This window comes from Paenibacillus sp. 2RAB27, assembly GCF_052115445.1.
Classification (GTDB): domain Bacteria; phylum Bacillota; class Bacilli; order Paenibacillales; family NBRC-103111; genus Paenibacillus_E.
This window is the reverse complement of record NZ_JBFRGR010000012.1, coordinates 1-21806: the sequence shown is the minus strand read 5'-3', so window position 1 is coordinate 21806 and position 21806 is coordinate 1. Positions and strand designations below refer to the sequence as shown.

Here is a 21806-nt window from a genome sequence, read left to right as displayed (position 1 = left end):
TGTAGCAGGGGAGGAAGATTCGGAAATGGCTAAAGGCAGCGAAGGGATTCAAGCTTATAAGCATTCTCCAGAAAAACAACAGCAGCTCTACCGCAAAACTTTACGCACAGTCATCGTCGCTCAACTATTCGGCGGGGCAGGGCTCGCGGCAGGTGTGACGGTCGGAGCGTTACTCGCACAAGATATGCTTGGAACGGACAGCTTGGCTGGTATCCCTTCGGCATTGTTGACACTAGGTGCCGCTTCGTCCGCCTGGATAGTTGGAAGACTGTCTGGGCGTTATGGTCGGAGGGTAGGCTTAACAGCCGGTTTCCTCGCAGGAGGAGTAGGGGCTATGGGCGTTGTATTCGCAGCTATTGCGAATAGCCTGCCACTTCTGTTCCTCTCGATGCTGATTTACGGCGCAGGCACATCAACGAATCTCCAAACACGTTATGCGGGAACCGACTTGGCTAGGCCTAAGCAGCGGGCAAGAGCGATTAGCTTAGCCATGGTCTTCACGACGTTTGGTGCAGTCGCAGGGCCGAACTTAGTCGGAGTGATGGGGCATTTCGCGACATCCGTCGGTGCACCAGCACTGGCGGGGCCATTCATGCTAGCCGCTGCGGCTTTTGTGCTGGCGGGCTTGGTATTGTGGGTTTGGCTCCGGCCCGATCCTTATATCGTAGCTAAAGCGATAGCCGAGGCGCAGGAAACGAATCAAGCGCATGGGGCGGTTTCTGCGAATCCTTCAGCGCCTGCTGGGCGTAACCGAGGCATACTCATCGGGACCACGGTGATGGTGTTGACGCAGATTGTCATGGTAGCGATCATGACGATGACGCCGATCCATATGAAGCATCATGGACACGGCTTAGATGCGGTCGGCATGGTAATTGGCATCCATGTCGCAGCGATGTTCTTGCCTTCCTTGGTAACGGGTATACTTGTGGATAAACTAGGGCGCATCTTCATGTCCTGTGCATCGGGGGTTACGCTGCTATTGGCCGGACTGTTTGCTGCATGGGCGCCGGCGGATTCGATGCTCTGGCTCATTGTCGCGCTGGCCTTGCTCGGACTTGGCTGGAATTTTGGTTTAATCAGCGGTACTGCGCAGATTATTGATGCGACAACACCGGCAACACGTGCGAGGACGCAAGGGACTGTCGATGTCTTAGTCTCGTTGGCGGGAGCATCTGGCGGAGCTTTGTCAGGCATGGTTGTTGCGCATTCAAGCTTTGCTTGGCTCTCGTTGGCGGGAGGCTTCCTATCTCTGTTGTTGATCCCTGTTGTGATCTGGTCGCGTAGAGGGAGTGCGAGTGGCGGCGAGGCTGTATTTAATTCCTTTAAGTAGTCATTTTTAGAAAAAATAAAAATCATCGATTCATTTAAGAGGCGGTTCATTGCTAAGAAATTGGCGGTGAGCCGTCTTTTGTTTTGTAATAAATAGGTAATTAGTTGTATGGATGTATTTTCCAATTAATAGTATATTCCAATGTATCATGGAAATGGGATTATCATCCAAATAAATAGATGAAATCCCCAATTTTCCTGCAACTTTTTAGTTACTTGCACCGTCTACTTTATCATACGGATAATTTGGAAATGAAAGGAAAATCAACCATATGACAAACTGGTTGCGTAAAAAAAGCACATTGGAGGCTTTTTCTGTCGAAGAAGAACCGTTATCTGACGTGGCTTCCTCTCGCATTATTGGGCCCCATTTGCCTTTGTTGACGGTAAGTGATGTACATCGCTCCTTTCAAGTTGGAGGTCAGCAGCTAGATGTCCTGAAAGGGATTGAAATGGAGCTGAGGCCGCTGCAACTTGTCATGCTCAAAGGTCGATCGGGTTCGGGGAAAACAACGCTGCTTAACTTAATCGGAGGGCTGGATCTGCCAACGAAGGGGGAGATTTTGTTTCAAGAGTATGCCTTTCACCAAAGCAGTGATGATGAGAGGACGTTGATCCGTCGTAAAGAGATTGGTTTTATATTTCAATCTTATGCTTTAATGCCATTGTTATCTGCATGGGAAAATGTTGAGTTGGCGCTGCGCATGGCAGGGACGCCACGTTCTCAGTGGAAAGAGCGGGTCAATCATTGCCTAGACCTTGTTGGGCTTAGTAAACGGATGCATCATCGTCCCTATGAGCTCTCTGGTGGTGAACAGCAGCGTGTCGCGATCGCCAAAGCTATTGCACATAAGCCATCGCTCATACTGGCGGATGAACCAACGGCTGAGCTGGATTCTCAGATGGGCGCCCAAATTATGTCTGTTTTTCGAAGCATCATCGCTACAGAGGAAATCACGATTTGTATGACCACACACGACCCTACAATCTTGGAGGTTGCCGATCATGTTTATGAAATGGTGGACGGAAGATTCGTCACGTAAGTGGGCGATGAGACCGCTAGCAGCACTATTATTAAGTTCCACACTCCTTCTTGCTTCGGGATGCTCACTGTTGCCCAAGGAACAAGATGAAGAAGCGCTTCCGTCGATTAATCCACCTAAGCTTTCGAAAAAGCCTGAATATACGGTGAAAACAGAAACCCTTGAGACGAAAGTGAGAGGGAGCGGGCGATTAATGGCTTTGCAAGAAGAGAAATTGTTCTTCTCCGAAGATATGTCTGCCAAACGGATAAGTGCCATACTTGTGAAAAATGGAGATTCCGTTGAACAGGGACAGCCGATTGCAGAACTCGACTTATCGGATATCGAGAGCGATTTGAAACGGAAGAAGCTTCAAACACGTAAGGACGAGCTGACGATGATCGAAACGCTCCGCAAGGCTGACGAAATGTCACCTGAACAAGTCGAGCAGGCGAAGATTGATTTTGAACTGAAACGTGAAGAGCTGACGAAGCTTGAATCACAAGTGAGTAAAGCGAAACTGCTCGCACCGTTCAGTGGAACAATTGTCACCGTATCTGCTAAGAAAGGTGATACCGTGAAATCCGGGGAATCCGTAGCAACTCTCGCTGATTTGAAAGAACTGACTGTCGCTGCAAGCATTAGTGCTGATGATGCGAAGAAAGTGGCTATCGGCATGGAAGTTCAGGTAGATATCAATTCAGCTGGTCAGCACAAAGGGAAAGTAAAGCAGCTTCCAAACCCGCAAGCTGGAAACAACAATAATAATGGTGGGTTCCCGGGTCAGGGGCAACAAGGGGAACAGGACACGATTGATAACTATTTGGTTGTTCAATTGAATGAGTTTCCGAAAGGGCTGAATCGCGGTACGCCGCTAAGTGTGACGATTATTACCCAGAGGAAAGAAAACGCCACGACGATCCCGCTTGCAGCTCTACGTTCCTATTCGGGCCGAAATTATGTGCAAGTCGTTGATGCCCAAGGAAATAAGAAAGAAGTGGATGTAGAAATTGGTCAGCAGACGTCAACGGATGTGGAAATCATAAAGGGTCTCACAGCCGGACAGAAAGTAGTAGGTCGCTAATGTCCATGCCGATGCTGCGGTTTTTATTTCGGAAAATGTGGAATACCCGCTGGCTAACGCTCAGCACCCTGCTTGGTCTTGTCATGGCCGTGGCTTTCACCACGAGCATTCCCATGTATGCCGATGGGTCTCTGAAGCGTGTTGTCGCCAAATCATTAGAAGAAAAGAGCGAGGGACTTCCCGCAGGCTCACTACTTATGCGGTATCAAGCAGTAGGAACAGAACGTGCAGATTTGAATGATCTGGAGAGCGTCAAGACGTATATCCAACAGGATGTTCCCAAAGATATCGCTTTTCCCATACATACATATGCAAGTAGTTATGCAATTAAAGGAGCACAATTAACGCCCGCTGAGGGTACAAAAGCAGATCCTAGTAAACGTCGTCAAATGACGTTAACGTCAATAAGCGGGTTAAAGGATCAAGTCGATTGGTCAAACGGACAAATGCCTTCTGGACAATTACAAAATGGCCAATTGGAAGCCGTCGTCCTAGAAGAAGCTTTGTTTCGCAATGATTTGCACGTAGGTGACGTGTTTAACTATTCCGTTGCAAGTGCAAGCGGCAGTCAATTGCTCAAGGTGAAGATCGTAGGTTCCTTCAAACCGAAGAACGAAACGAGTGCGTATTGGTTCCAAGGGTTAGAAGGGTTAGTTAATGCACTTATTATTAATGATGATGTATTCATGAAGACGTTGCTGACGGAGAAGAAAATTCCGCTGCAACTTGCTAATTGGTATTATGCTTTCGATCTGCGCAACATTCAAACAAGTCAATTGTCGCCGCTAGAGAGTCGTTTGGAACGACTCGATATTAACTTGTTCCAGAAACTTAAGAATACAAAGGTAGATGTATCCTTTAAGCCGATTCTAACCGAGTTTAAAGCTCAGAGCCTACAGATGCAGATTTTATTATTCACATTGGCGGCGCCCATGATTGCCATGGTTTTCTATTACATTATGATGAATGCCAGACAATCGCTGGATCGGCAGCGAGGCGTGATTGCGATTCTGCGAAGTCGTGGGGGCAGCACGAAGCAAATTGTGGGAATTTACTTTCTAGAAGGATTGGTACTAGGCGTGATAGCGCTGTTGATCGGACCGTTTATGGGCTGGTTCATGGCGAAGAGCATTGGTTCTACCAGTGGGTTCCTAACATTCGTGGATCGCAAATCGATTCCGATTAGCTTTACACCAGAAGCGATGCTTTACGGTGGGCTTGCTGTTCTCATTGCGATTCTTGCCAGCGTTATTCCAGCTGTGCTTTTTGCTAGATCTTCAATCGTCAACTATAAGCAGCAGCTTGCAAGGTCAGACCGTTCGCCACTATGGCAGAGGTGGTTTCTCGACATTGTCCTGCTGGGGGTAGTTGGGTATGGTTTCTACTTATTTGACCAACGTCAAGTACTATCCGTGCAAACAGGAATGACAACTGATCAACTTCAGGTGCACCCGTTGCTGTTTTTCGTACCAGCACTTTCGATCTTCGCACTGGGACTGTTCTTTCTACGCATCTTTCCATGGTTGCTACGGTTGTTCGGTTGGTTTGGCCGAAAGTTCCTGCCTGTGCCGCTCTATTTAACGCTTATTCAGCTGTCTCGTTCAGCCAAAGCGTATTATCCGTTAATGCTGTTGCTCATTCTTACACTCGGTCTTGGTGTGTACAATTCCTCGGCTGCACGTACGATAGATTTGAATTCTTCGGAGCGAATCTTATACCAGTATGGTACCGACGTTGTGATACAAACCGTGTGGGAAGGTTTCTCCGATGATTTGCCGCAGGACCCGAACGCCGGTGGAAAAGGCGGCGAAGCTCAAGGAGGGAATGGGGCAAACGGAGGATCCGGTTCAGGCGGTGGCCAAAACCAGGGGCAAGGTCAAGGCGGTCCGAAGCCTGGTGAGGAAACCCCCACCAAAATACGTTATGTAGAGCCGCCATTTCAAGTATTCCGCGATTTGGAAGGCGTTCAGGCTGCTGCCAGAGTGATGCAAACCAAAGGAAATGTCGTCGTTTCCGGTAAATCCACTGGGCAGGGAACGATTATGGGGATCGATAATACGGATTTCGCTAAAGTAGCGTGGTTCCGACCTGATTTATTCCCTGCCCATCCGAATCAATATTTGAATTTGCTAGGCAGCTATGAGCAAGCGGTTATCATTCCATCCAGTTATGCCAGCAAATATGCGCTTAAGGAGGGTGATTTGCTATCCATTACAGTCGGACAGCAGCCCTTGGAATTCGTGATTGTTGGGATATTACCATATTGGCCGGCTCAATATCCGGATCAAACACCATTTTTCATAGCAAATCTGGATTACATCTACGATCAAGCACCAATTTTACCCTATGAAGTATGGCTCAAAATGAAACCGGACGCTAAAGTGGCTCCGATCGTTACAGCTTTACAGGGCAAAGGAATTGAAATTGCTTCCATTAAGGATGTTCGCAACGAGCTCATCGTCCAGAAGAAGCTCCCAGCAAGAGGTGGCGTATTCGGTATTCTTAGCTTGGGTTTTCTCGTTTCTGTCGTTGTGTCTTTGATCGGTTATATGCTGTATTGGTTCTTTAACTTATCTAGCAGGGTTGTACAATTCGGTGTCCTGCGTGCTATGGGGCTTTCCCGTAAGCAATTGACGGGGATGCTGCTGCTCGAGCAGGGGTTCACCGCTGGACTTTCCATCGTGTTAGGTATCGTAATTGGCAAGCTAACGAGCTATTTCTTCCTACCCTTTCTACAAACATCCCAGAATGTAAAGACGCAGGTGCCGCCGTTCCGAGTCATCTTCGATTCCAAAGACACCTATCAGTTATATTTCGTGGTTGCTTTCATGATGCTAACTGGCGCACTGTTGCTGTTCTTACACATTAGAAGGCTGCGCGTTCATCAGGCAGTGAAACTGGGGGAGGAGAAATAGCGTGATTACTTGCGAGGGCTTAGTGAAAATTTATAAAACCGACGAGATCGAAGTTGTCGCGTTGCAAGGACTTAATATCCAGATTGACGACGGGGAGTTAATGGCGATTATTGGCAATAGCGGAAGCGGTAAATCTACCTTGCTGAACATCTTAGGAGGTCTTGATCGCCCTTCCGCAGGTGGAGTGAAAGTCGGAGATTGGGATTTGCTTAAGATTACAGATAAGCAGCTCGTTGATTACAAACGACATACGGTAGGCTTCATCTGGCAAAATAATGCGCGGAATCTCGTTTCCTACTTGACTGCACTTGAAAATGTGGAAATGCCCATGATGCTTAGCGGGAACTATGATCCTGCCTACGCGAAGCAATTGCTGGACTGGGTGGGCCTTAGCCACCGTCTAAATAATAAACTGCAAGAGCTTTCCGGTGGTGAGCAACAGCGCGTGGCCATTGCGATTTCGCTAGCAAACCGTCCACGATTACTGCTGGCAGATGAACCTACGGGGTCGGTGGATACGAAGACGGCGGATATGATTCTTTCTATTTTCCAACGATTGAATAAGGAATTAGGTGTCACGATTGTGATTGTTACCCACGATATGTCTATGGCGGGCAAAGTAGGGCGCGTCGTTGCTATTCGAGATGGGATGACAAGCTCGGAGTTTATTGCCCGCAACCCTTCGATTTCGACTGTAGAGGGAATTTCGACAGGACTCACAGGTGATGCTCATGAGGAATATGTCGTGTTGGATCGTGCAGGCCGTCTACAGGTTCCCAAAGCGTATTTGGCCGCTCTGAACATTAACGGGAAAGCAACGATGGAGTTTGATGGCGATACGATCATGATTAAAGCACCGAGAGCACTACAGGCAAATGAGGAAAAAGATTCATCTAATTCGGGAGCGGTCGGAGGAAAATTAAAATGATAAAAATGACACGTAAAGTGATTGTTACAACCCTAACTTTAGCTTTGATGGCTCCACTTGCTGTTGCTTGTACCAAAGGGGAGAAAACCGACGATAATAAGGAGCGCGTGCTGAAGATCGCGACCAATATGGGCTATGGTGGTAATTATGAATATTTCACACAGCAATTCACCGAAATATTTGAATTTGCTAATCCGAATATCAAGCTAGAAATCATTTCAACGATGGATGAAAAGTTCATGAACGGAAACATTCAGCCGGGTGAGAAGATGCCGGATCCTATGGATAAGCTAAAAGAAGTGATGCAGAGCGATAATCCGCCGGATGTGGTCATGCTTGGTTATGAACAGTTGCCTGAAATCATCGAAAGTAACTTGCTATTACAGTTGGATTCTCGGATAACGAAAGATAAATTCGATACAACGGGCATTGTTCCAGCTGTGATAGAGGGAATGAAAAATGCAGGCGGAGGCAAGATTTATGCACTTGCTCCGACATTCAGTTCCTCTGCACTTATTTATAATAAGAAAATGTTCCAAGATGCAGGAGTCGATTATCCGAAAGACGGCATGACTTGGGATGAGACATTTGATCTTTCCAAACGATTGGCGAAAGGTGAAGGGGATAAGCGAATTAATGGGTTCTCTTTTACAACACAAGCCCAGGGTGGCGATTTGTTCTACGGCATGCAAATGTATACGGCTCCTCTGCAATTAAGAATGTTTGATGATGCTGGCGAGAAGATGACGGTAGATACGGACCAATGGGAGAAAGTATGGGCCAAAATGGCACAGTTGCAAAAAGATAATGTTTTCCCAGCGGTAGCAGATCCGCAGAAGCAAATGAATCAAAGGTATGATCAGAATAATCCTTTTGCGTACGATGATTTTATGTCGGGTCGGTTAGCTATGGGGATTCTCAATTATGGCCAAATTCAACAGCTCACGAACGCAAATAAAAATGCAGCCAATTATAAAGGCTACACACCGATCGATTGGGATGTTGTCACAATTCCTTCTCACCCTGAAGCCAAAGGCGTAGGCGGCTCTATTTATATGAACGGCATTATGGGCATTAACGCCAAATCGCAAAACCCAGACGATGCCTGGAAGTTCATCAAGTTCATTAATGGCGATGATTGGGCCAAACTAAAATCGCGCAGTCAAAATATGTTGGTGGCACGCTCCAAATACTTGAAACCTACAGAAGGACTGGATTTTCACATGGAAGCTTTTTATAATGTAACGCCGGCTCCAATTGAAGATAATTCGAAAATTTATCGTAATAATCCTAATATTTATCAAGTGCAAGAGATTGGTCGTAAGCTGTTTGCTGATGTCCTACAAGGGAAAATAACGGCTCGCGAAGCGCTTAAGAAATGGCAAACGGATGGCGATGCCATGCTCAAACAAATGAAAGAAAACCCAGCTGCGCCTATGCAACCGATGATGAATCAAGTTCAAGCGGTTCCCGCAGGATAAGGTGGAAATGGAAGGAGGAAATAGCCCATCATGATCATCAAAACTCACCATAAGTATGTAGCAACTATAGCTTTGTCAGCGCTGCTTACGCTAGGAGCCATTGCACCTGTCTGGGCCGATAGCAGCCCCTCCACACTTGTTCTAGATGTGGGAAAGGTCAACATGACTGGAAGCAGTTACTTTGAGTTGAAACAGATTCATCTTCTACAGGATCAAAGTGGCAGATTGGCTACATTTACCATTTCTATTCATAACGAGGGTAGCAGTGAACTGCAATTTATCGATTATTGGGTGCGTCTGAAAAGCAAATCCGGTAATCAATTCTCAGCTCGGTTACTTCCGGCAGATAAGGATAAGAACCGGGTAGCTCCCGGTTCAACGACCGATATAACGTTCTATGCCACTGTGAATACGAGCACGAACTTACAAGATCTCGTTGTGCAGTTTATTAAGTGGGATTTCAACCAAGCTAACTTTGAACGAGTGTTAGGCGAGGTAGCCGTTCCTGATGACTATACAGATGTAACCCCTGCTGATCTTGCATCTGTGATTTCTGTTGGTGGAACTAACGTGAAGGCTTCGATTAAAAAGTTCGTCAGTAACAAGAATGAGAAATATCATGTTCCAACGGTGTATGTGAGCTTGGAGAATGTTGGAAGTCATACTGTAACTATTCCTGCGTACCTCTTCTCTATCCGCACTTCAGAAGGGCTGCTGTATCCGATGGAAGCCAAAGGATTGAAGGATTTGCAAATTAATCCGAAGGAGACGAAAGACATTCAGCTCTCGGGTTCGATTCCAGTTACAGTCGCGGCAGATGCTTGGCAATTAGCGGTTGCGGAGACGATTCCAGATTTGAAATTGAATGTCGCCGTTGCGAATTTCCAGCTTCCAGCTGTTTCTCAGCCCGAAGGAGGCTCCGTAGGGAAGGCATATACCTTCACAAGTAAATCTGGTGTGTATACGACTGAGCTTAATGGTTTGCACAGATTGCCGTGGGAAGATCAGGACCTGCTTACAGCCGATTTAACATTGAGTAATAAGGGGGAAGAATCACTGCCTATCCCGAAATTATCCGGGTATTTCTTATTGGATGACGCAGTGAAAATTGATGCAAAGCTTATTCAGACGGCCAAAGTGATTGGGTTGGGAGCGGGTGCAAGCGTCAATCTGCAAATTGCAGGTAAAGTACCCTATACGTACGAGTTTTCCCGCATTAAATTAGTTCTCCAAGAGAATGAGGGGGAAACGCCAGGAACGGGAACAGGTACAAGTACAGGCAGTACGACAGCTACGGATGTGCTGGAGTTCTCGACTCAAGCTGAACTTCAAGCCATTCCATTCATCGGTATGGGGCAATTTTATACATCGAATGACATCGGGCGAAAGGCGAAGTACGGGGTTCGGAGCGTATCGACCTATGAGGATAAAACGAATATCATGTACTCCGCGATGGTGGAAGCCACCAATTTGGAGAAGCGGTTCACGAATGTGTCCAAGCTCGTTGCTAATTTCCGTTCATCAGACGGTACGGTATTCCCGGCAAACGTTGTTGAAGTGAAGAACAAGATTAGTCCTACTGGCAAAGCGCTGCTCAATGTTTGGGCATCGGTTCCCAAGGGATTCTCCACGACAAATATGAATTTACTTCTAGGAGAAGCAGTCTCGGAAGGCAAGCTGTCGGAAGGTGAAAAATCCGTTCCAGATTCCTATGTGAATCCAATAGCTTACTGGCTGCCAGACGAGAAGACGAATGCAGCAACAACACTTAAAAATGTGGATTTATTCCCGTATACGATCTCGATTGATAAAATTGGAACATCCATTTCGGACGGTGTATTTACGTTGCAATTCAACTATGAGTTAACCAAAGAGAAAATGACGGAGATTAATACCGAAGGTCATAACTTGCTGCTTGTTTTTGAGGATGGCGGCGAAATTAAGCGATTTGAGAAGAGATTTGATTTCAAAGATTTTGATGTCATCAATGGAGATTCAACGGCGGATGAAGATTCTAAGATTCGTCTCGGTAAGAGAAACAATTTCAAAATATCAATTCCAGATCCTGGCCTCATTTATAATACAAAGTTTCTACAAAAATATACCCTCAGCATCTATGACGAATTCCAAGGTCAACGAAAGCTGCTAGCCACACAGAAGGCTGATTGGTTTATTACTACGGACTAATGGTTGACAGTAACGAAACCTACAACTGAACGCGGTCTATCTGCTTCAAGCGAATAACTGGATTTTCTACAGTTAGATTTTTAGTTTTGGGGATTAAACTCAGAATAGATGGATATTATACAGGTAATTACAAACATTTTTACCAATTTAAACAAAACGGGTAATTTTAACTACATGTTTTACAGTTAAATCGAGTTTGCGAGGAAATTACTCATAATTAGCTGTACATTTTCCAGTTAGTACAAATGTCTGTAGCAACTGCCTCACAAAAATAAACAAACTCTACCTCCAACATTCGAGCGATAAGGACCGTCAGGATGAACATACCTGACGGTTTTTATCACTACGAATAAAGGTGACTAATCTTGGCAAGGCTGTGGGTAGCCTTCTTAAGGATGAGGGGGAAGCCAATGAAATTTGTACTGGGTCGTTGTTTACTACAAGAACGCTTGGATGAGCACGGATTGGGTAGGGAGGAACTAGCTAGAGCTTTGTTCTATAAGCCGGAGCGGATTGGTGACTATATCGAAAATAAGAGAGTTATGCCCCTACAAGTGGCTATTTCCGTTGCGGATACCATCGGTTGTCAGGTGAGGGACTTGTATGAATTGATTAGCGAAAATCCCACCCTCTGATATAGAGAGTGGGATTTTTTTCATTTGTTTTATGAAGATGAGTTCGTAAAAACAATTTCAAAATCAGGCACGACTGAATTATCGCTGCTGTATCTCAGTTTCTCGGTTGCATCGGCTGTGTATGTGAGAACGACAGGAAAAGTTGATGTATGTACAAATGTGAAATCGTACATATTGGTGAAATAACTCGTGCTGTACCTAGCTAGGTAGCCGTTCTGGTTACGTGCGGTATCGTATCATTGCTCTGGCAATAATCTGACGTTCGTTAGTTGTACTTGGCTAGTATTCGAATAACTATCCTTTTGAATTGTTTTCTCCGATTGGCTAATAAAGTGAATTGGGCGATTTGGGAAATTCAAATTACCATAAGAATAGATATTTTCAGCTACATAAATGGTTGAAACATCTGGATTAGCAAGAGCATTTCCTAGTCCTTCAGCGTTGTTGACAAAGGCAGTAAGATTGCTTGAACCATCTGTGATAAAGTAATTCTTTTGAGATACAATTCTGATGAACCCATCATAATTTCCTAGACCGTTTAACTTAATTGCTCCTACGAAGCTGTAGAGTGCCCCTTGCAGTTTCATTTCGTCATTGCCAACTTCACAATACAGATCTACGCCACTCCAACCGACACCAGCAGATGAAATTGAAAATTTAGGAGACGTTAGCTTGATGTTGGAATCAGAAACGGATACCCCTCTGAGCGAGATAGGTCGGTTGAAATTGAATGGTGCTGATAGATGTATATCATTGAGTAATAAAATATAAGGAACACTAGTATCAGCATATGCCGCTAGTAGTTGGGATTCGTTCGTTACTGCTACACCTTGCTGCAAGTAAAGATATTTATAATTTTGACCCTTAGTAACAGTGAACGGCTGTATCGGATACAACACATAGCCTACTTTTTCAATAGTAAGGGTATAACTTGCATTTGCAGGAATATGACTAAAGCTGAACGAGCCGTTATCATCTGATGTGGTCGTTTGCACATAAGTATCGCCAATTGCCTGCAGAGTAACAGTCACATTAGATAGCACGGGGTTGTTATTGGTTGCATCGCTTGCTCTAACAACGCCTGTTATTGTCCCCAAGGGTTGAAACTCAAGTGTACCGATACTGTTCAGATTCGGGGTAACCGTGATCGCAGTTAACGGAAGTTTTGGTTGGTAGTCCGCAATAACGATCTCTTGAATCGTATATCCCACAGGCAAATTATAAAATGTAAATTGACCGCTTTCGTTTACATAAGCTGAGTAGCTAGTTCCTGGAATTGTAGCTTGTGTATACGCGATGATCTCACCGGTAGTGGATCTGGCGTAGCCCTGAACATTAGCGGTTTGATGCGTGAGACTTACCGAGACGGGCGGAGTCCCAGCTTGCAGGACATTCACGGATATGTCTTGTCCGATATAGTTCTCAGCTGAAATCTGAAGCTTATGGCTACCTACTGGGAGGTTATTAATTGTAAAATTACCAGATACATCTGTATATTCCGTTATTTCGGTTCCTTTAACACGGATTTGTACGGATGCTAAGTTGCTTCCCGTAGTAGAAGTCACCTTGCCTGAAATACTGCCTTTGAGCACGACAGCAGGAGATAACCGGATTGTTCCTGTATCATATACAATTTCTGAAACGGTAATGCCAGGGATATGTAGGGGTTGGAAACCTTCTTTCAATATATGTAATTCAGCTATTCCCACAGGTATGTTGGAGAGGGTGAATGACCCATTATTATCAGTCGGGATCGAATAGGTAGTGCCAGTGACACTAACCAAAGCTTCACTTAGCGGCTGATTATTGGAAGACGTCACTACACCACGAATACTACCTGTCAGTTGTGGACTAACTACTTTTGCAAGCTGAAGGGTAGGTATCGTCGTTAAGTTGTCCTTTGTTACGTTGAAGGCTTGCGTAATTGATGTGTAGGTGTCCTTCGTTACCGTGAGGCTTTGATTACCAGTCGGCACTTCGCTCAAGAAGAAATAGCCGCTAGAATTTGTAAGCACAGTCTTAGGTGTGGTGAGATCATCGACTGAAACAAGTGCTGACGCCAATGCGTGTTGATCAGGTCCATACACATAACCAGAAACGGAACCGTAGGTAGGGATTTTTCTCAAAATCAAATTGCTCAAGTTGCGAGTGTCCCCACTCCATATATTAAATAGTTCTGAAGATGCCGTGGCGTAACCTTCCTTTGTAACTTCAACTTTCGTCTGATAAGTAATAGGGACATCGTTGAATTGAAAATAACCCAATTCATTCGTCTGCATTTGCAAACTGGTTCCTTCAATTTTGATCTCAGCCTTATTAACCGCGGCACCGGTCTCATCCGTGACGAAGCCTGTAATTGTCCCAAGACTTGCCTCCTGATTACTGGACTGGATTTGTCTTAAGAGATTTCGTATATCAGCTTGATCAAATATATTTTTCCCTGTAATCGTACGCATTGCTTGTGGATCTTGAATGGCTTTCACCACGTCCGCAATATCAACGCCATTAGCGTCTTGATCGAGTGTATAGCTGGCAAGTACCGATGTCGGCAAAGTGCTAGACAGTAAACAAATACTTAAAAAAATCTTTAACTTTTTCATATATTCATCTCTCCTACAAAAAGCTATTCCAGACCTATTGATAGTTCATTAGATACACAAATCGTATCATATGTCGGGAGTTTTTTGTTGGTTTTTGGCGATTTTTGTTAGAAACTAATGGAAAGTTGCTTCTCAATAGATGATGAGTACCTATAACAACAAAAAGGGCTAAGAATCACCCAAATGGGGACTCTTAGCCCTTTACATTTACTCACACCGTGACAGGCATCAACTGCTCATGTTCATCATCATTACTCTCCGTCTTTTTACGAGAAAGGAAGTAAACACTTGTTAAGATCAGGGAAGCTACCAGATAGATACTCAAGTAGCCCACTTGGTGCCACATCTCCGCGTATTGACCACTGGAAATCACATACCGGAATCCTTGAATCGCATAGGTCATTGGCAGCCAAGGGTGAAGGGCTTGAGCCCAATTCGGCAGCAACTCTAGCGGGTAGGTCCCAGCACTTGAAGCTAACTGAAGGATCATCAGCAGCAGAACAACGAATCGACCTGGTTGATCCAACCATGTGACGAACATTTGGATAATCAGCATGAAGGTTAAGCCGACGACGAAGGTAAAGACATAGAACAACGGAACACTCTGGACCTTCAAATCTAGCACATAGGTGAGTACGGTCGTTGCAATCAATGCTTGGAAAGTACTCATTAGACTAAAAGTAAGCAGCTTGCTTACCAGTAATTGAAGCCCCCGTGCCCCTGGCGTGGATGTGCTTCTGGCTGCATAGATGGTCGTGAACACAAGCGAGCCTGCAAATAACGCCATGGATATGAAATAAGGAGCAATACCGTTCGCGTAGATCGCAACCTTGCGATCATCATTGGCTGTAATCTTTACGGGCTCCGCCAGCATTTTGATCGTATTGTCATCCGCTTTGACAGCTGCAGTTTGCTTCGCGGCATCATTCAATTTCGTGGCGAGTTGTCCGCTGCCATCCACCAACTTCGGTGCACCAGCGTCAAGCGCAGTCGCACCTTCATTCAGCTGCGCCGCGCCGCTGGCTGCCTTGTGAATACCCGCGGACATTTGCGTCATGCCGCTGGCCAGATCTCCAGCGCCGGTGCTGACTTGCGCCGCGCCGCTTTGCAGCTTGTTGCCGCCAGTGGCAAGCTGCGGCAAGTTCGCATTGAAGGTGTGCAAGCCATCAGCCAGCTGCTGCCCACCCGTTTGGAGCTGCGTTGCGCCAGCAACGAGTTGTTTGTTGCCGTCACGTAGCTTCTCAGCTCCAGCGACTAGCTTTTCCGTGCCTGAAGCGACAGCCTGCCCTCCTGTGAGGAGCTTTATCTCCGCGTCATGCAGCTTCTTGTTTCCATCTGCGACATCCTTGCTGGCTGCAAGCAGCTTGGTTACTGTTGCATTCGAAGCGAGATCGGGATGAGCTGCGACGAATGCCTCAAGACCTGAGGCAAGCTGTGCGGAGCCGTCTTCCAATTTATCACTAGCGCTTAGGGCTGACGTAAGGCCCTCTACTAATTGTGTACTTCCTTTTGAAGTTGAGGCAAGGCCAGAAGCCAATTGATCGGCTCCCGTTTGAGAGGCTTGTAATCCCGTAACCAAGGAAGATGCGCCTGCTGCTGATTTTTGAGCGCCTTGTTCCAGCTGAGCGCCTGCGGTTTGCAATTGGCTCACTCCGCCAGCAAGTGTAGCGGCACCTTTACTAACTTCCAATGCGCCTGTGCTTAGTCCAGCTGCCCCTTTTTGCAACAAGCCAGCACTGTCATCTAACTGCTTGGTACCGTCCGCAAGAATAACCAAATTGGTTTTTACCTCATGAATCCCGTCACTTAAAGTCTTTGCGCCAGCCTGAAGATCGGAGGCTCCTTTTCCGGCTTCGCTGAGCCCATTTGAAATGGTTTCGAATTCCGAGAGAATACTCGTTGAATAGGCTTCTGTTAGCGTTTTGGACAACTTATTTCGTAATTCCTTCGTTGCGCTTTCTCCGATTTGACCTGCTACAAAGTTGTAATAGCTGTTGGATTCGAAAATGATCTCCGCCTGTTTCKGAGTCGTGCTCGTAATGGAGGCTGCATCTGTTGAAAATGTGGGGGGAACCGTAATCGTCGCATAATAATGATTATTTCTCATCCCCTGTGCAGCTTCTTCTGCACTCATAAACCCCCAAGAAAAACTGTTGTTTTTCTTCAGTTCATCCATGAATTCATTGCCTATATTTCGTGACTCGCCTTCAAACTCAGCGCCTTGATCCAAGTTCACAACGGCGATCGGGAGCTTCTCGAGTTGCCCGTAGGGGTCCCAAGTTCCTTTGATCAAGAATCCACTATACAGAATAGGAACTAAGGCGACAGCTACGAAAGTGATGATCATCATAGGGTTCCTAATAAAGCGGCGAAATTCAGCGGCAAATACGTTTAAAATGTTTTTTTTCAATTGCAATGCTCCTTTACTTGTGACAATCGTCGTTAATGATGTTCCCTTTTTCCAATCAATTATTCGAAAGATGTAAGGCTCCATCTAGAGTTACTCGGCAAGGTGAATAGGATTACTGTATAATACCACTGACAGATGATAAAATATATTTAAGTTTAATTTATTTATCTAAACAAAAAGTTAAGGATGAGTGACATTGAATATTATACAGCTCCAATATTTCGTTGATTCGGCGGAGTCGGGCTCTTTTACAGAAACGGCCAAAAAGCACGGGATTACCGTCCCTGCCGTCAGTCAATCCATCAGTCAACTAGAGAATGAGTTAGAAACTAAGCTTTTTACCCGTTCCAAAAAAGGGATTGCTCTTACACAGGATGGGTTTAAAGCTATGAAATATGCACGTACCATACTGACTAACGTCCGAAATATGAGAAATGAGCTCTCCAAGTCCAATCCAATCAACACAGGGAATATCGTAATCGCTACCATACCTGGCATGGTTTCGTTGGTAACGGACACCACGATTACCTTTATGGGGATCTATCCTTATATTAATGTTCAACTTTTGGAGGGCGATAATACAGCGGTTATGAATCAGGTGATGAAAGGGGAGGCAGATATGGGGTTCGTCTCCTTGTCACGCGAGAGTCAGGACGACTCCTTCACGTGGGAGCCTGTGATTCGCGGGGAAGCGGTCATTGTGGTGAATAAGCAATCCCCTTTGCGTTTTTTAACAGCGATAACAAGCTCTGAATTACATAATGAAGTATTGGTTATTTATAAAGATGCTTATATTGAGAGGATTGCAGCGGAATTGATTGCGGGAGACTCTGGCAACCGAATTGCATTGACGACCAATAACACCCAAGCCATCATGCAAATGGTTAGCCGCGGTAATGCCATCACCATCGCGACGGATTACATCGTGACTACGATGCCAGAGAAATTCAAGAGTGAGGTCGTTTCGATACCGATTGGAAAATATAAAAAATACCCGAACTATCTCTGGCGAATTACGAAGAAGGATGTTGAAGTGTCTGCGATCATTAAGGAGTATACGCAGCATTTGTATGCGAATTTGGAGTGAGGGTAATAACCACATTCCCCTTCTTACGCCCAGTTTCCACATACCTATGAGCCTCACCCATCTGTTCCAACGGATAACGTCTGTCAATCACGGCTTTCATGTCACCCGCATCAAAAAGCTCCGCAAGAAAAGCGAGATTCTCTTTCTTCTGCTGTAAGCCTGAAGCTGTAAACTTGGCTTTTTTGCTGCCGATCTTGGATGTCCATAGCATCTGAAGCATAATGCCCAGCGATGGAACGGTAGTGAGATAGACCCCATTTGCAGATAGCGAGCCTCTACATTGTGAGAATGACCGCTTACCTACCGCATCGAAAATAACATCGTAAGTTTGACCACTTTTGGCAAAATCCTTTTGGTTATAGTCAATGACCTGATCTGCCCCCAGCGATTTCACCAATTCGGCATTCGTGGAACTGCATACACCTGTCACCTCAGCACCGAAGTACTTCGCCAGTTGTACCGCGTAAGCCCCCACGGATCCGGAGGCGCCGTTGATCAAGATCTTGTGTCCCCGTTGAAGTCGTGCCGTATCTCGGAGAAATATCAATGCCGTTAAGCCGCCGTCACAGAGACCCGCAGCCTCTTCATAGCTCGCATGAACTGGAAGCTTAGCCAATGTGCCAGCTTCAGGCAGACATACGTACTCCGCATAGGCGCCGAAAGTAGTCGGACTAATACCACAAACACGGTCTCCACTCCGGAAGGACGTTACAATTTTACCCACAGCATCAATTTCACCTGCGAATTCCACACCTAGTATCGTATGTTTGGGCCTGCGCAGACCATACATCAGTCGGATGATGAAAGGGTCAGCCTTGCGAAAAGCACAATCCGAAGGGGTGACAATGGCCGCGTGCAGTTTAATGCGTACTTCATTGTCTTTGGGGGTCGGCTTTGCTACCTCTGTGAGCTGAAGAACCTCAGGTGTTCCGTACTTCGTACATACAATCGCTCTCATTCGAATCCCTCCTGGATGCATTGTCGTTGGTCATTCTCATACCTGCTTATTCTCAACAAAGAAAACATCTTCCAACGGTAACTTGAAGACACCTGCAATACGAAAAGCTAATTCCAAAGAAGGGGAGTATTTGCCCTGTTCGAGGGCGACGATGGTTTGTCTGGTTACCCCGACTTTATCTGCCAACTGCTGTTGGGTCATTTCATCCTGATTAAATCGTAATTTCCGTATGTGATTGCTGATCAGACTTTTGCCCATCTTAAACTCCTTTCCGATAATGGTAGAGCTGCGTGAATACACCGGCCATTTCTGAGAAAAATCCTGAGAAAATAAGAATGATGAACATCGTGGCAGGCGTCATATCCAACACCAGCGATCCCATGGCTAGAAGAAAACCAATCGTAAAGACATAATGCGAATTTCTTGTCGCTTTCAAATCAATGAGTTTGTCGAGTTCATCGGAGAAAGAAGGTTCAATTTCCTTCGTTGTTATGCGATAGATGATATTGAAGACAATAGCGATGATGATTTTAGCTACAACAGACACGGGAATTAGGATGAGAATGGCAGCTGCCCAAAAGCGGAGAGTTTCCATCGTATCCATATTCGTATTGGGAACCTTTTGAAAGACATACCAACAATAAAAACCAAAAATCAGTACCGTGCTTATAAATGAGACGATATGCTTTTTCTCTTGATAGGACATTCCTTTCATGCCTCCTGTATGTTCATTTTTACCTATAGTAAAGTATTCTATACATAATGTAACTTATACTATACATTAAGTCAACTGTACAATACACCATTTAATTAAAAATGTCGTGACCCCAAACATGATATAATCAGCCTAGAATGAATGATGCCAGGTCAAAGGGGATAGCTATGAGTGTAATTCGATTGGAGAACGTTACGAAGAAATATGAAGACGCGATGATTTTTCGCGATATTTATTTTAAGGTGAGTCAGGGTGAGCGAATTGGCTTAATTGGTCGGAACGGTGCGGGGAAATCGACGGTTTTTAGACTGATCATGGGGAAAGAAGAGCCCACGTCAGGCAAAGTAGAAGTTGATCCTCAGGTTAAAATAGGGTACTTCTCACAATTCTCAGAAATGACAGGAAGCTTGTCCGTTCAAGAAGAGTTGGAAATGTGTTTTGAGCAGGTTGCGATGATTGAACGCGAGTTGCAGGAAGTTGGTGAAGGGCTCGGTACCGTCACGGATGACGGCGAGATGGATAAGCTGCTGACGAGGCAAGCTGAGCTATTTGAGCAAATGGAACATTTGGACGGGTGGAATGTGTCCGTTGAGATCAACACCGTTCTAACTAAGCTTGGGTTTAATGAACGGTCTCGTCACCAACCTGTCGATGAATTGTCCGGGGGCTGGAGAAACCGCGCGGCGCTTGCCAAAATGCTCATAGAGCAACCTGATGTTGTCCTGCTGGACGAGCCGACCAACTACTTGGATATCGAAGGGATCGCTTGGTTGGAGCAGTGGCTCTATCGGTTCAAAGGCGCGATGATTCTGATTTCCCATGACCGGGAGTTTATCGACAAAGTGGTCACGCAAGTGATCGAGATCGAGAACTATCGCTTTCAGGAATATGAGGGGAATTACACCGATTATATCCGCAAAAAGAAGATGCGCAAAAAGGAGCTCGACCGCCAATTTGAGTGGGAAGAAGAGCTGCTCCTCATGGAGTCGGAGGCTATCGACAGCCGCGCCAGCAAGAAAATGTCCAAGGACCGTCTCTCGCGTCAGCTAGCAGATAACAAGAAAAGGATCGAACCACACCCTATTAACGTGTTGATCACGGATATTTACGAGCGTCTGCGGTTTCCGGACAAGCTGTGCGAGGTGAAAGGGATCGGGCAGACCTACGAGGATCGGACCATTTTCCAAGACGTTAGCTTCGATATTCAAAAGGAAGACCGCCTAGTCATTGTGGGCCCGAACGGAAGCGGGAAATCCACGCTTATTAAGGTGCTCACAGGACAGGAGAAGCCGGAGTCCGGCGAGGTGATCTGGGAGAAAGGCGTCAGCTACGCGTATTTTAACCGGATGTGGGAGGAGCTTAATCCGAAGGATACCGTTAGTCATGCTGTGAATACGTACGGCCTTGGACTGGATGCGCCGCGGAAAAAGGTGAACAAATTCCTCGCCATGCTGCAATTTTCAGAGATGGACCTCAGCAAGTTTATTGGCAACCTATCTGGTGGTCAAAAGGCTAGAGTCGCGCTAGCGAAGTGCCTTCTCTCTGGCGCCGCGGTCATCATCTTGGATGAGCCGACGAACCATCTCGATCTCATGAGTATTCAAGTCATGGAGCAGGCATTGATTCATTTCCCTGGTGCAGTCATTACGGTCAGCCACGATCGGTTCTTTATTGATAAAATCGGCACGAAAATGCTGACGTTTGACCCGGCGACGGGGGTAACTGAGCAGAATTTATAAGTGAGGAGAGGGTCGTGTGGGAGAGTTTACTGTTGTACAAAGTATTTGGATTCAGGTATCGCTTGAACGTGCATGGCAAGCGGTGACGGAAGGGGATCAGCTTACGATGTGGTACTCACCGGGCTCTCCATGGGACGTACTGGAGCTTTCGCCAGGTGCTGCGGTTTACTTCCACCATTCACCGAACGAGTACCATGAGGGGACGGGGGTTGTCACCTTGCAAGCAACCATCGAGGCGGTGGAGTCTCTAGAACGCTTCGCGTTGCGATGGGAGTTTAGTGTGCCAGATTCTGAGATGATCACGACATTTCTCACTGCGGAGGAAGGTGACGGCACACGTGTGACGATCACGGAGACGGGTTATGAGAGCGAAGAGCAGGCGAAGCCGACCGAAGAGGGCTATGCCATGTCTTTGGAGAATTTGAAGGCTTACTTGGAGGGGCATGAGTTGCCTTATTAGAAAGAAGCGTGAGCCTCATCATCTTGAGCTTGGAGCCACTAACTGGATAACATACAGTTAATTTCGCCCGAATAAGCGCTTTTGTTCAATTAACTGGAAAAAGCCAGACTGTCGAGAAAGTCTCGACAGTCTTTATTATTTTCTTTTTAGTTCATCACATTACCGCGTTAATTTGGTATAATATAAGTATACTCTTGAAAGTGGTGAACCTCATGCTTCGCTCTAAACCGAATGACCCTCAATTAGACTATGA

The 21806-nt window shown here is 45.9% G+C and carries 16 protein-coding genes; 11 read left to right on the top strand and 5 right to left on the bottom strand.

The features are described 5' to 3' along the window. Positions 1-25 precede the first annotated feature (25 nt). The 8 genes from AB4114_RS17645 to AB4114_RS17610 all read left to right on the top strand — a co-directional run bounded on the left by AB4114_RS17645 (position 26) and on the right by AB4114_RS17610 (position 11584). Positions 26-1333, top strand: coding sequence for an MFS transporter (locus tag AB4114_RS17645; RefSeq protein WP_441989640.1), 1308 nt, complete (start codon positions 26-28; stop codon positions 1331-1333). A 271-nt stretch (positions 1334-1604) separates the two neighbouring features. Further along, a complete protein-coding gene (locus AB4114_RS17640) occupies positions 1605-2375 on the top strand; it encodes an ABC transporter ATP-binding protein (protein ID WP_441989639.1) in 771 nt (256 codons plus the stop codon). Then, on the top strand, positions 2338-3438 hold the full coding sequence (locus AB4114_RS17635; protein ID WP_441989638.1) for an efflux RND transporter periplasmic adaptor subunit: 1101 nt from the start codon (positions 2338-2340) through the stop codon (positions 3436-3438). Before AB4114_RS17640 ends, AB4114_RS17635 begins: the two co-directional genes overlap by 38 nt. A gap of 5 nt (positions 3439-3443) precedes the next feature. After that, positions 3444-6353, top strand: a complete 2910-nt coding sequence (locus tag AB4114_RS17630) for an ABC transporter permease (protein ID WP_441989759.1) — start codon at positions 3444-3446, stop codon at positions 6351-6353. Between the two features lies 1 nt (position 6354). Continuing rightward, the gene (locus AB4114_RS17625; RefSeq protein WP_441989637.1) at positions 6355-7281 is read left to right on the top strand and encodes an ABC transporter ATP-binding protein; all 927 of its coding nucleotides are present in this window, start codon (positions 6355-6357) and stop codon (positions 7279-7281) included. Next, positions 7278-8762 (top strand): ABC transporter substrate-binding protein, encoded by a 1485-nt coding sequence (locus AB4114_RS17620; RefSeq protein WP_441989636.1) that lies wholly within the window; start codon positions 7278-7280, stop codon positions 8760-8762. Before AB4114_RS17625 ends, AB4114_RS17620 begins: the two co-directional genes overlap by 4 nt. Positions 8763-8792: 30 nt before the next feature. Beyond that, positions 8793-10949 (top strand): hypothetical protein, encoded by a 2157-nt coding sequence (locus AB4114_RS17615; protein WP_441989635.1) that lies wholly within the window; start codon positions 8793-8795, stop codon positions 10947-10949. Between the two features lie 410 nt (positions 10950-11359). Beyond that, positions 11360-11584, top strand: coding sequence for a helix-turn-helix domain-containing protein (locus tag AB4114_RS17610; RefSeq protein WP_441989634.1), 225 nt, complete (start codon positions 11360-11362; stop codon positions 11582-11584). 236 nt (positions 11585-11820) lie between these two features. Here AB4114_RS17610 and AB4114_RS17605 read toward each other — a convergent pair whose 3' ends face one another. Beyond that, complete coding sequence (locus AB4114_RS17605; protein ID WP_441989633.1) at positions 11821-14184, bottom strand: carboxypeptidase regulatory-like domain-containing protein; 2364 nt, start codon at positions 14182-14184, stop codon at positions 11821-11823. Between the two features lie 211 nt (positions 14185-14395). After that, positions 14396-16594, bottom strand: coding sequence for a YhgE/Pip family protein (locus tag AB4114_RS17600; RefSeq protein WP_441989632.1), 2199 nt, complete (start codon positions 16592-16594; stop codon positions 14396-14398). A gap of 196 nt (positions 16595-16790) precedes the next feature. Here AB4114_RS17600 and AB4114_RS17595 point away from each other — a divergent pair, with 196 nt between their 5' ends. Continuing rightward, positions 16791-17681: a LysR family transcriptional regulator gene (locus tag AB4114_RS17595; protein ID WP_441989631.1), complete on the top strand. Its 891-nt coding sequence runs from the start codon at positions 16791-16793 to the stop codon at positions 17679-17681. Here the strand turns inward: AB4114_RS17595 and AB4114_RS17590 are convergent. From AB4114_RS17590 to AB4114_RS17580, 3 genes are read right to left on the bottom strand one after another with little or no spacing between them, the layout of a single operon-like run. Then, positions 17641-18639: an NAD(P)-dependent alcohol dehydrogenase gene (locus tag AB4114_RS17590; RefSeq protein WP_441989630.1), complete on the bottom strand. Its 999-nt coding sequence runs from the start codon at positions 18637-18639 to the stop codon at positions 17641-17643. The genes AB4114_RS17595 and AB4114_RS17590 overlap by 41 nt on opposite strands. Before the next feature lie 36 nt (positions 18640-18675). Then, positions 18676-18897 (bottom strand): helix-turn-helix transcriptional regulator, encoded by a 222-nt coding sequence (locus AB4114_RS17585; RefSeq protein WP_171638134.1) that lies wholly within the window; start codon positions 18895-18897, stop codon positions 18676-18678. A 1-nt stretch (position 18898) separates the two neighbouring features. Further along, positions 18899-19345 (bottom strand): hypothetical protein, encoded by a 447-nt coding sequence (locus AB4114_RS17580; RefSeq protein ID WP_441989629.1) that lies wholly within the window; start codon positions 19343-19345, stop codon positions 18899-18901. Between the two features lie 176 nt (positions 19346-19521). Between AB4114_RS17580 and AB4114_RS17575 the strand changes: the two genes are divergently transcribed. Then, complete coding sequence (locus AB4114_RS17575) at positions 19522-21093, top strand: ABC-F family ATP-binding cassette domain-containing protein (protein WP_441989628.1); 1572 nt, start codon at positions 19522-19524, stop codon at positions 21091-21093. A gap of 16 nt (positions 21094-21109) precedes the next feature. Beyond that, positions 21110-21553, top strand: coding sequence for an SRPBCC family protein (locus tag AB4114_RS17570; protein WP_441989627.1), 444 nt, complete (start codon positions 21110-21112; stop codon positions 21551-21553). Positions 21554-21806 lie beyond the last annotated feature (253 nt).

Coding starts and splice junctions, on each gene's coding strand:
- AB4114_RS17605 (WP_441989633.1), bottom strand. CDS start 14,184: ATGAAAAAGTTAAAGATTTTTTTAAGTATTTGTTTACTGTCTAGCACT.
- AB4114_RS17620 (WP_441989636.1), top strand. CDS start 7,278: ATGATAAAAATGACACGTAAAGTGATTGTTACAACCCTAACTTTAGCT.
- AB4114_RS17590 (WP_441989630.1), bottom strand. CDS start 18,639: ATGAGAGCGATTGTATGTACGAAGTACGGAACACCTGAGGTTCTTCAG.
- AB4114_RS17575 (WP_441989628.1), top strand. CDS start 19,522: ATGAGTGTAATTCGATTGGAGAACGTTACGAAGAAATATGAAGACGCG.
- AB4114_RS17610 (WP_441989634.1), top strand. CDS start 11,360: ATGAAATTTGTACTGGGTCGTTGTTTACTACAAGAACGCTTGGATGAG.
- AB4114_RS17635 (WP_441989638.1), top strand. CDS start 2,338: ATGTTTATGAAATGGTGGACGGAAGATTCGTCACGTAAGTGGGCGATG.
- AB4114_RS17630 (WP_441989759.1), top strand. CDS start 3,444: ATGCCGATGCTGCGGTTTTTATTTCGGAAAATGTGGAATACCCGCTGG.
- AB4114_RS17640 (WP_441989639.1), top strand. CDS start 1,605: ATGACAAACTGGTTGCGTAAAAAAAGCACATTGGAGGCTTTTTCTGTC.
- AB4114_RS17615 (WP_441989635.1), top strand. CDS start 8,793: ATGATCATCAAAACTCACCATAAGTATGTAGCAACTATAGCTTTGTCA.
- AB4114_RS17585 (WP_171638134.1), bottom strand. CDS start 18,897: ATGGGCAAAAGTCTGATCAGCAATCACATACGGAAATTACGATTTAAT.
- AB4114_RS17580 (WP_441989629.1), bottom strand. CDS start 19,345: ATGTCCTATCAAGAGAAAAAGCATATCGTCTCATTTATAAGCACGGTA.
- AB4114_RS17645 (WP_441989640.1), top strand. CDS start 26: ATGGCTAAAGGCAGCGAAGGGATTCAAGCTTATAAGCATTCTCCAGAA.